The 10,636-nt window shown below is 67.0% G+C and carries 6 protein-coding genes and 1 pseudogene; 5 read left to right on the top strand and 2 right to left on the bottom strand.

The features are described from left to right. On the top strand, positions 1 to 632 hold a 632-nt coding region (locus tag EFK10_RS31215; RefSeq protein WP_127359007.1), incomplete at its 5' end, for an IS3 family transposase. A 38-nt stretch (positions 633 to 670) separates the two neighbouring features. On the opposite strand, the pseudogene EFK10_RS31210 reads toward EFK10_RS31215, so the two are convergent. Beyond that, positions 671 to 883, bottom strand: a pseudogene (locus EFK10_RS31210) (IS5/IS1182 family transposase); the annotation flags it as partial. Positions 884 to 1,242: 359 nt separating this feature from the next. Between EFK10_RS31210 and EFK10_RS31205 the strand changes: the two are divergent. Both EFK10_RS31205 and EFK10_RS31200 read left to right on the top strand, forming a co-directional pair. After that, on the top strand, positions 1,243 to 1,434 hold the full coding sequence (locus tag EFK10_RS31205; RefSeq protein ID WP_407647188.1) for a hypothetical protein: 192 nt from the start codon (positions 1,243 to 1,245) through the stop codon (positions 1,432 to 1,434). A gap of 316 nt (positions 1,435 to 1,750) precedes the next feature. Further along, positions 1,751 to 5,359: a discoidin domain-containing protein gene (locus EFK10_RS31200; RefSeq protein WP_127359009.1), complete on the top strand. Its 3,609-nt coding sequence runs from the start codon at positions 1,751 to 1,753 to the stop codon at positions 5,357 to 5,359. A gap of 391 nt (positions 5,360 to 5,750) precedes the next feature. Here the strand turns inward: EFK10_RS31200 and EFK10_RS31190 are convergent, their stop codons facing one another. Then, entirely contained in the window at positions 5,751 to 6,044 is a 294-nt protein-coding gene (locus EFK10_RS31190) for a DUF4265 domain-containing protein (RefSeq protein ID WP_164836219.1), read from the bottom strand. On the opposite strand from EFK10_RS31190, the gene EFK10_RS31185 reads away from it, so the two are divergent. Both EFK10_RS31185 and EFK10_RS31180 read left to right on the top strand, forming a co-directional pair. After that, on the top strand, positions 6,000 to 6,614 hold the full coding sequence (locus tag EFK10_RS31185) for a zinc finger domain-containing protein (RefSeq protein ID WP_456318737.1): 615 nt from the start codon (positions 6,000 to 6,002) through the stop codon (positions 6,612 to 6,614). The genes EFK10_RS31190 and EFK10_RS31185 overlap by 45 nt on opposite strands. 2,188 nt (positions 6,615 to 8,802) lie before the next feature. Next, on the top strand, positions 8,803 to 9,963 hold the full coding sequence (locus EFK10_RS31180) for a TIGR03118 family protein (RefSeq protein ID WP_206305651.1): 1,161 nt from the start codon (positions 8,803 to 8,805) through the stop codon (positions 9,961 to 9,963). Positions 9,964 to 10,636 lie beyond the last annotated feature (673 nt).

Below are 10,636 nucleotides of genomic sequence, written 5' to 3'. Positions count from 1 at the left end.
TGGAGCGGATCATGCGCGAGAACGGGATCGTGGGCCTGCGGCTGCGCAGGCGAGTGACCACCACGGTCAGCGAGCCCTCCGACACCCCGGTGCCGGACATGTTCCTGCGTGACTTCTCCGCTCATGCGCCGAACACTAAGTACGTGGGCGATATCACGTATCTTCCCGTCGGCGACGGCGAGTTCCTGTACTTGGCGACGGTCGTGGACTGCTTCTCACGCCGCCTGGCCGGGTGGTCGATCGCCGACCACATGCGCACCGAACTGGTCGCAGACGCACTGAAGGCTGCCGCGGCCACCCGCGGCAGCCTCGCCGGCGCCGTCTTCCACACCGACCACGGCGCTCAGTACACCAGCCGTGAATTCGCCGAGCTGTGCAGTGAGTTGGGCGTGACGCAGTCCATGGGGGCGGTGGGCACGAGCGCGGACAACGCTGCCGCCGAGTCGTTCAACGCCGCCCTGAAACGGGAGACGCTGCAGGGCGCCCGCCGCTACGACGGCGCCGGCGCCTGCCGGATGGCGGTCTTCCGCTGGGTCACCAGATACAACACCACACGACGGCACTCAGCGGCGGCACAGATGTCCCCCATCGACTACGAGCACGCATCAGCTACCATCACACTTGCCGCATAACGACGCGAACAGGTGTCCACTTTCGCGGGGGAAGGCCCCAGGAGGGCGAAGGCTGCTTCCACGACCCAGCGGTTCTTGCCCAAGCCGCTGCCGTGCTCGGTGCCGGGGCGGGCGATGAGCGGGCGGATGCCCAGGTCGCGGACTTGGCGGCGGTAGATGTCGTGGTCGTAGCCCCGGTCGGCGTAGAGCACGCCGGGGCGCCGACGCGGCCGTCCGCGCTTGCCGCGGATCGGCGGCACGGCGTGGATCAGGCGTCGGCGGCGCGCAGCAGCAGCCCGGCCGGGGCCGCTACCAGCGCGTCGCTGCCGCCGGGGACCGCGACGATGTCCCGGTCGTTCGCGCCGGCCACCGCAACGGCTGCCATCCCACCATTGGCGCCGCCTGGGCTGTCCGCTTGCAAGCATCTGCTCAATGTGGCTGCAAGGACCATATGTATCGGGGGATCTCTGTGCATGTCTGGTCCGATTATGGCCACTTTTGTCAGCTTGTTTTCACAGAGTTATGCACTTGACCGACGAAGTTCGGCACGAAGCTTCCTTTCCGGTCACTCCGATGCCATAGTGACCGCGCAAATAGATCTGATCCACTGTGACTAGCGAGGAGGCTGCCAATGCGCGGACAGCCAACGCCGACTCCCGAGGGGCCGGACGAGGCGTCAGACGGCTACCGTCTCGGGTACGAGTTGGTCGCGGAGCGGCTGCTGAACTACATCGCCGAGCCGAACCTGCTGACCGGCGACCGGCTGCCGACCGAGCAGGGGCTCGCTGAAAATCCTCGGCGCGACTCGCAACGTCGTCCGTGAGGTGGTCAAGGTCCTGGCTGCGATCGGCCGGCGCGCATATCGACACCACTCGGCATCAGTTCGAACGCAAGATTTGTGATCGGCTCTTCAACCTGGCCGGCCGCACCCGCGATCCGTTGGCGGCCGAGGAGCGGGCGTCGAAGTAGTGGCGGCGTCGCTGCGGGCGCCGGCTGCACTGGCGCCCGCAGCCTGCACGTCATCAACTCCCTTCTCCTGGTGCCGATTGGAACTTTCAGTGTCGAAATTTCCTGCTCTGCTCCGCGCACTGACGCGGAGAACCACCCGCATCGCCGCAATATCCCTGGCCGCCACCGTGATGGCACCGGTCAGCGCGGCCTCGGCCCAGGCCGCCTCCTCAGCGGCCGCCGCCGTCTATGTCTATGTCTCCCCGACGCTGGGTCATGACACCGCGTCTGGCAGCGCGTCGGACCCGTTGAAGACGCTGGACGAAGCCCGGAACTTCGTCCGCACGATCGACCAGAACATGCAGAGCGACATCCACGTCGACCTGATGTCCGGTACTTACCAGCTGGCGAGCACGTTCACGCTGACCAGCCAGGACTCCGGTACCAACGGCTACCGCGTCGTGTACGAGGCCGCGCCGGGTGCCCATCCGGTGGTCAGCGGCGGCAGCCAGGTCACCGGCTGGACCCTCTCCGATGCGGCGCACAACGTGTACAAGGCGCATGTGGGTAATGTCGACACCCGGCAGCTGTATGTGAACGGGGAGTTGGAGACCCGGGCGCGCAGTGCGAAGAACCCCTCCGGGTTCACCAAGACCTCCACCGGCTACACGTTCACTGACACCAGTCTCGACTCGTACAAGAACGTGTCGAACATGGAAGTGGTCAGTGCGTGGGGCTGGATGCTGTACCGCTGCCCGGTGCAGTCGATCTCCGGTAATACCATGACGATGCAGCAGCCCTGCTGGAACAACGCCAATCTGCACCAGGGTGAGGAGATCCAGAACCCGACCTGGCTGGAGAACGCTCGCGAGCTGCTGGACACCCCCGGTGAGTGGTACCTGGACAAAAGCACCGGCGACATCTACTACATGCCCAAGGCCGGGCAGAACATGACGACCGCCACCGTCACCATCCCGCAGGTCCAAGACCTCGTCGACCTCAACGGGACCGTCGACAACCCGGTCAGCAACGTCTCCTTCCAGGGCGTCACGTTCTCGTACTCCACCTGGCTGGCGCCCAGTTCCAGCGACGGCATGGTGGAAGGCCAGGCCGGGTTCCGGATCGTCGGCACCAACACGGACTTCGACTCGACCCGCCTGAAGTGGGTCAAGACGCCTGGTGCGGTCAATGTGAGCTTCGGCCACAGCATCGGTTTCGAAGGCAACACCTTCACCCATCTCGGCGCGGTCGGGCTCAATCTGAACACCGGCACCCAGGGCACGGATATCACCGGGAACGTGTTCACGGAGGTCGCCGCCACCGGTATCCAGGTCGGCGGGACGGATGTGATCGATGCCCATCCCACTGATACACGGGATATCACCAAGGACAACACGGTCGACAACAATGTCGTCACCAATGTCGCCGACCAGTACAACGGCTCGGTGGGTATCCTCGCCGGCTACACCGACCACACCGTGATCACCCACAACAAGGTGTACAACCTGCCCTACAGCGGCATCTCGGTGGGCTGGGGCTGGGGCCTGACCGACGCGGGCGGTGACAGCAACTACCCGGGCAACTCCGGTGTACCAGTCTGGACCACCCCCACGACTAGCCAGAACAACGTGGTCAGTGACAACGAGATCAGCGACATCATGAAGTCGCAGTCCGACGGTGGCGCCATCTACACGCTGAGCGCCAACCCCGGTGGTGTGGTGTCCGGGAACTTCGTCTCGAATGTTCCGACGCCCGCGTACGGGGCGATCTACCAGGATGAGGGCAGCCGTTACTGGACCACCACGAACAACGCGTTCTGCAACGTGGCCTATCAGTGGCTGCTGCTCAACCACGGTATGGACATCAACGCCGAGTACAACTTCACCACGCAGCGGGCGTTCACCACCCAGTTCAACAGCACCAACGACACCATCACCAACAACACCACCGTCAGTGGGTGTGACCAGCTCCCGGCCTCCATCGTGGACAACGCCGGCCTCCAGCCCGCGTACCAGTATTTGGATCCGGACCCGGCGGTGACCGATCACACCGCGCCGACTGCCCCCGGCAAGCCCAGCGCGGTCACCGACTTCCCGACCGTCGCCGACCTCAGCTGGCCTGCGGCCACCGACGACACCGCTGTCACCGGCTACTCCGTCTACAGCGGCGGCAAGGTGATCAGCGCTTCCGGCGGCACGTCGGTACGCCTGTCCGGTCTGACCGCCGGGGCCACGTACACCTTCACCGTCACCGCCCGTGATGCGGCCGGCAACGAATCCCCGCTCAGCTCCGCGCTCACCGTCACCATGCCGTCGGGGGGTGACCTCGCCCAGGGCAAACCGGTCACTGTCTCGTCGTACTCCGACCCCAACACCCCCGGTCTGGCCGTCGACGGTGATCTGTCCACCCGCTGGGCCCAAGGCCTCGGCCTGCCGGACCCCTCCTGGATCCAGGTCGACCTCGGCGCCCAGTACAACGTGAGCGGCGTGATCACCACCTTCGAAAAGGCCAGCGGCTACAAGTACCGCATCGAGGTCTCGCCGGACCAGGATCACTGGACCACGCTGGATGACCACACCGGCACAGCCACCACCGAACAGACCAACTACTCACCCGCTGCCACCGAGATCGACGGCCGCTACGTCCGCCTCACCGTCACCGGATCGAACTACAACGGCGGCAGTATCTACGAACTCCAGGTCTATGGCACGGCCCTGCCACCGAACACCGACCAGCAGGCCCCGAACGCCCCCGGGAAGCCGACCGTCACCCCGCTGCTGCCCAGCGTCGCCGATGTGAGCTGGCCCGCAGCGACCGACAACGTCGGCGTCACCAACTACGACGTCTACCAGGACGGCAAGCGGATCGTCACGACCAACAAGACCACCACGCGGGTCAGCGGTCTGACACCGCAAAGCGCGTACAGCTTCACCGTCGTGGCCCTGGACGCGGCGTTCAACCAGTCGCAACCGAGCCCGGCCGCGACGATCACCATGCCCGCCAACATCGACCTCGCGCAGGGAAAATCGGTCACCGTCTCGTCGTACTCCAGCCCCAACACCCCTGATCTCGCGGTCGACGGCAACCTGTCCACCCGTTGGGCGCAGGGCCTCGGGCTGCCGGACCCCTCCTGGATCCAGGTCGACCTCGGCAGTGTCACAGCGCTCTCCAGCGTGGTCACCACCTTCGAGAAGCCGAGCGGCTACAAGTACCTCCTGGAGTACTCCAGCGACGGCGTGAACTGGTCCACCCTCGACAACCACACTGCCACCAACACCACGTCGTCGGCGAACACCTCCATCGCCGCATCACCGGTGCCCGCCCGCTACCTGCGGCTGACCATCACCGGCTCGAACTACAACGGCGGCAGCATCTACGAACTCCAGGCGTACGGCAATTTCAACGACCTCGCCCAGGGTAAACCGGTCACCGTCTCGTCGTACTCCAGCCCCAACACCGCTGATCTCGCGGTCGACGGCAACCTGTCCACCCGTTGGGCGCAGGGCCTCGGGCTGCCGGACCCCTCCTGGATCCAAGTGGATCTCGGCAAGGTCACGACGCTCTTCAGCGTGGTCACCACCTTCGAGAAGCCGAGCGGCTACAAGTACCTCCTGGAGTACTCCAGCGACGGCGTGAACTGGTCCACCCTCGACAACCACACCGCCGCCAACACCACGTCGTCGGCGAACTACTCCTCCGCATCGTCGCCGGTGTCCGCCCGCTACCTGCGGCTCACCATCACCGGCTCGAGCTACAACGGCGGCAGCGTCTACGAACTCCAGGCGTACGGCGGCTCCTGACCGCCACCCCCGCGCCCCGAACGGCCCGTCCGAGGACCAGAAACAGAAAGGAGTTCCTCGACGTCGCGGACCAGTGCCTCGCCCTCGGCTACCGGGGCATCAAAGCTCCACGCCTGGGGCGAGGCCCGCAGGAACACCGGCCGCTTCACCAAGGTGCCCCGGCTCGCCAAGCTCCTGCGCGTGCCGACCCCCGCCGACCGCGGGCCCGGCCAGCCGTGGCGCCCCGGCACCCCGGTCCCGCTCGCCCTAGCGCCGTACACCCCGACCGCCGACATCCGCATCGGGTACGCCCGATAGTTGGGCATGAGACATATCCGGTGAGGGTTTGTCCCTGATAGCGGGATCACTGACGTAGGGGCACCTTCACTGCCCGTTTGCCGGTGTGTCTCAGTCAGTGGTGCGTGGAGAACGGCTCAGCGTGAGCCCACTCCCAGAATGCCCCGGCCTCCGCCACTTCGCGCTCCATGACTTTGAGCAAGCTGTCCGTTTCCGCCCCGGGCGGGATGTCGACAGCGACATGTCGGTCACCGCTCCATTCGCTGAGGAGTGCGGACTTTGTGATCTCGGTCTTGATGCGCGCGATTCCCTGGCCCAGCCGCTCCGGGCCCGCACCAGTCATCAACAGCATGCGCAGAACTCGGTGTCCGGAGGAGGCGAAGACCTCGCCGACTTGCTGGCCGAGCACGCAGAACGGCCCCTGAGTCTCACGGAGGTCTCCGAGAGGAGCGGGTACGCGCCACGCACGGCAGCCAAGAACCTGGGCCGGATGCGGGACCTCATGGTCGCCACCCGCGCCGTGATGACGGTCCACCACGAGTGCCCCACCTGCCAGGCCGTGCCCGGCGAGAAGTGCCGCGTGTATGGCCGCACCGTCCACCGCCGCCATACCGACCTGCAGCACGGCGCCCGCAAGGCCCTCGCCGCCCAGCGTGCCGGCACGCCCTACTACCGGCCCCGGCCCGGCTCCCTGATCCCCGCAGCCAAGGCCCTGGACGTCCACGGCCGCGGAGCCGCCCGCGCCCGCCAGTACGCCGTCGAGACCGAGCTGTACCGCTGGTGGCAGCAGGAGGAAGCATGGATGTACGCACCTAAGGCAGGCATCCGCACCGGCCCCCAGACCCACCAGGACCAGGCCGTGCTCACCCTCACGACGCTTCCCCGCCAGCCCCGCCGCCGCTACCCCCGGAGAGGCGACGGCCGAGCCGACCACCAGGCCGCCCGCGCCCGCATCTTGCGCCGCATCGCGACGGCTTGACCTCCCCCGCAGTCGCCCGTTTGTTCGTGATCTCCAGTGGTCCCGGCGCTAGGGCCTGTTATTAGGGCGGGGACCATCGAAACGGAAACCGGCGCCAAGCCCTACCCCCGTCACCCAGCCCCGGAGGCCCAGCAGCTCGGGCGAGCGGAGCGCACGGGGCGAGGAGCGAAGTCGTCCGGGCCGCACCGCCGCACGTCCAGATTCCTCCCGCCAGGGGCGCGTGGAACGGCCCTCCGCTCGGGAAGCTGCGATGAGACCCCATGGCGCATCTAGCCAAGTTCTTGAGTCGCCAGGGTGCGGCGGAAGAGGCCGAGATCTGGTACCGCCGAGCTGCTGAGACAGGCGGCACCCGTGCGATGTTTGACTTGTCCCGCTTTAAGCACGAGCAGGGCGCCACGGAAGAAGCCATCGCTCTGATTCTTCAGGCGGCAGAGTCAGGCGACAGCAGTGCCGCGGATGGCTCCTCTGATTTCCTGGGCGAGTTGATGGATGTGCTGCTGGATCAGGGAAGGTTCCACGAGGCGGCTGCCGTCTCGGTTGAGATGGCGCGCCAGGAAGAGCTCAGCCGCCCCCCATTGGTGGATGCAGGGCACCTTAAAGGCGTCCCGGAGACGGTGGGGATAGCGGTTATCACCGCTGCGGTCGTTCCATTCCTTCAGACGATCACGGCAAAAGCAGGCGAGGACGGGTACCAGGCGGTGTGGCCCGGGTTCTGCCGGTCAGCTCGCTACGGCGGTGGCGGGCGCGGTGGTGGTGAGCAGTGGTCGCAGGGGTGTGCGGGTGATGCAGGCGGCCGTACGCTACAGCGGAGGGGCCGCCTGATAGCCAGCTGCCTCTCACGGGTTGGGGGCCGCAGAAACCAGGCACCCTTGATCCTGACGTTCTTGATGCGGGGTCTGAGAGAAGGCGTTCTACCAGGGCTCGTACGAGGTCGGCGGCTTCGGCGACGGTGACGTCCTTCGTCCAGGTCGTCGTGCTGGGGTGGGAGGAGCAGGTCAACGAGAACCGGTGCATGCCGTCCGCGTGTTCCAGCCCCTGGACGTAGGGGCGCGTGCGGCAGCGTCCATGCCGCTGGGTCTCCTGCAAGTGCTCGCGAATCACCGCTGACAGCTCAGCCGCAGGTCACAGCGTTGATCGGTTACACGACGGCCGGGACACGGGCGGTCCTGTGGAAGCCGTCGCCGCTTCGCGGCCCACGGGATGGAGCGACGTCTGTCAGCCGGTTCGATTTGGCACGGGATCCTCCCTCGGTTCCGATGGGTCTCGAGGCTGTTGCCGGGCGGCCCGCTGGGGCACGCGCCGCCCGGCAACAGCGGTCCACCGCCGCTCCGCCCTCCTTCCGCAGTGACTTCGTGCCGGTGCGGAACCGCTGCGCCAGGAAAGCCGCTGTGGCCGACCAGAGCGAACGGGAAACCACGGCCGGCTCACCGCGAGCCTTCATGGCGCAGGGGGAAGGAACGCAGGCTCCGAGGGACGCGAGTCGCGGGGCCTGCGCCGTGTAACGTCAACAACCCTAGGATCAGGCGCTACAGGGCAAGGCCAGCAGATCAGCAGCGCACCGTTAAGGAACGGCCAACCTTTCACAGCGGCACACGGCAGGCACCCTTCTGGCGTCGTGGCCAGGACCGACATTGCCGCAGCGCCCGTGCCATCCCCATCCCGGTATTCAGCACCCCCAACTCGGCAGCGTTCCACTGTGACAAGGTCCGCCTGCTGCGGGAGGCCGGGACAACGACACCACGCAGCACTGATGACGATCCTTGGAAGCGGCCAGGGCTACTCGTAGCCTCACTTGCTCTGCTGCTCAACCATGTGGGGAGTCGCGGCGTGCGCAGAGCAGGTGGGAGTACGGGGGCGCCCGCTCGCGGAGTGTTCGGTCCGTGCGGGCCGGTCAAAGGGTGTCTTCGGGCGCTGCGGGCCTTGGCGGGGCGGGCGTCAGGCTCAGCGACTCGTCCGAAACCACCTTGGGCTCAACCTGCCCCGCAAGGGTTACCGCCACGCGGCAACCGGCGGCGGGTGTCACGCCGGGTTAACGCGTTCCCCTCCGACCGTCGGCGACAGCCGCCGCAGGCGTCCGGTTCGGCACCGCCTGATCGGCGGTATGCGACTCTGCTTCGGGTGGCGAGTGTGACTTCAGTGACATGTGATGACTTCGAGTAATTCATCCGATTTACCAAGGAGCGTCTCCATGGCACAGCAGTCGTCTGTCCGTCGACCCCGATCCCTCACCAGACGGCTGATGGTGGGCGCGTTGTCCCTGGGCGCCGTCGGCGCCCTGGCTGCCGTGTCGCCGCCCGAGCCGGGGCCGCCGTGGCAACGGCCGGACACCGGCTTCCGAGAGGTCGATCTGGTCTCCGACATCCCGGGCAGGGCGGAAAAGACGGATCCGAACCTGGTCAACCCCTGGGGTCTGGCATCGTCGCGCACCGGAAGGGTGTGGGTCGCGGACAATGGCGCCGACAAGGCCACGATGTACGAGGGGGCCCAGCGGGGGAGGCCGGTCAGGATCTCACCCCTGGTGGTGTCGATACCGGCGGGCGGCGCGCCGACCGGGATCGTGCGCAACGACACTGACGCGTTCCGGTTCAGCGGCTTCGGGAAGGCAGGCGTCGCCCGGTTCGTCTTCGCGGGGGAGAACGGTGACCTTTTCGCGTGGGATCCGGTCGTATCCCGGACGAGCGCCGTCCGGGTGGCGCACGAGAACAGCGGTAGCGAAAACGCGGTGTTCAAGGGGCTGACGCTGGTGCGCAGCCCGGAGAAGCATGACTACCGCGGGAGGGACGAGAGGCCGAGGCTGCTCGTCGCGAACTTCCGCGACGCGCGCATCGACGTCTTCGACACGAACTTCACCCTTGTGCCGTCCACTGGCCGGTTCGAGGACCCCAACATTCCCAGCGGTTTCGCGCCGTTCGACGTCAAGGTGATCGGCTCGCGGGTGTTCGTGACGTACGCCAAGCAGGATGCGGACAAGGAGGATGACGTCGCCGGTCCGGGCAACGGCTTCATCGACGTGTTCAGCACCGAGGGACGGCTGTTGCAGCGCTTCGCGAGCCAGGGTGTGCTCAACTCGCCTTGGGGTCTTGAGGTAGCACCCCGGGGATTCGGGAAGTTCTCCGGTGATCTCCTTGTCGGAAACTTCGGGGACGGCCGCATCAACGCCTTCGACCTGCGCACCGGGCACTTCGAGGGAACTCTCAAGGATCGCAAGGGGCACCCGATCGAGATCCCCGGGCTGTGGGGGCTTCTGCGCGGCACCGACCGGTCCGGCGGCCGGGACGCGGTCTGGTTCGCTGCGGGAATCAACGACGAAGCCAACGGGCTGCTAGGCGTCCTGCGCGCTGAGCACTGACCCTGGCGCGTTGCCCCGGGCCGTTGGCGTGGGTCCGTGATCCACGCCAACGGCTTTGGCCTTGGCGAAGTTCGAGCCGGCGCTCTCGCGCGGCCGGTGGCCCGCTGGGCGGCTTCTCTCCGCCTTCGGCGAAGCCGCCCAGCGGCACGGCCGCGAAGGGGCCCACCGCCTGGCCCTCCGTGGGCCGCACGTAGACCCGCTCGGGAACTGTCGAGTCGCCCAGCCACCGCCCCGCCGCTTTGAGCGCCTTGCCCGCGTTCATCGGTGGTCATGGCCGGCGGCTGGGGAAAACTGTCGAGCGTGTGGGGCCGCCTAGCCGTCCCCGCCGAAATCCGACTTATGGCCGTGGTCTGGTCAGGGACCAGTGAAGCCACCCTGCTGTTCTCCCGCTTCGCACAAGCCCTCTACGGGCCCCGCGAGGCATACCTGGCCAGCGTGGAGTCGACATGGCGGGGATCACTGCGCGGCGGTCTGCCGGGGCCTGTCCATGTCGGGCCGCGCCCCCGGCCGCCACCGCCTGCCGGACCGCACACGAGCAGCGGTTTCGGGGCCGGTGTCCTAGCCCTCCCGGGCCTGTGGGATCTTGGTGGCTAATTCCAACTGTCATGCCATTGTGGCGAGTTGATGGTTCGAGGTGTGGTCTGCGCGGTTCACTGTGAGCTGCGGGTGGCCA

Origin of the sequence: Streptomyces soli (assembly GCF_003999195.1) — a bacterium.
Classification (GTDB): Bacteria; Actinomycetota; Actinomycetes; order Streptomycetales; family Streptomycetaceae; genus Actinacidiphila; species Actinacidiphila soli.
Note: the sequence above shows the minus strand (reverse complement) of the source record. Positions and strands in the feature narration are given on the sequence as shown.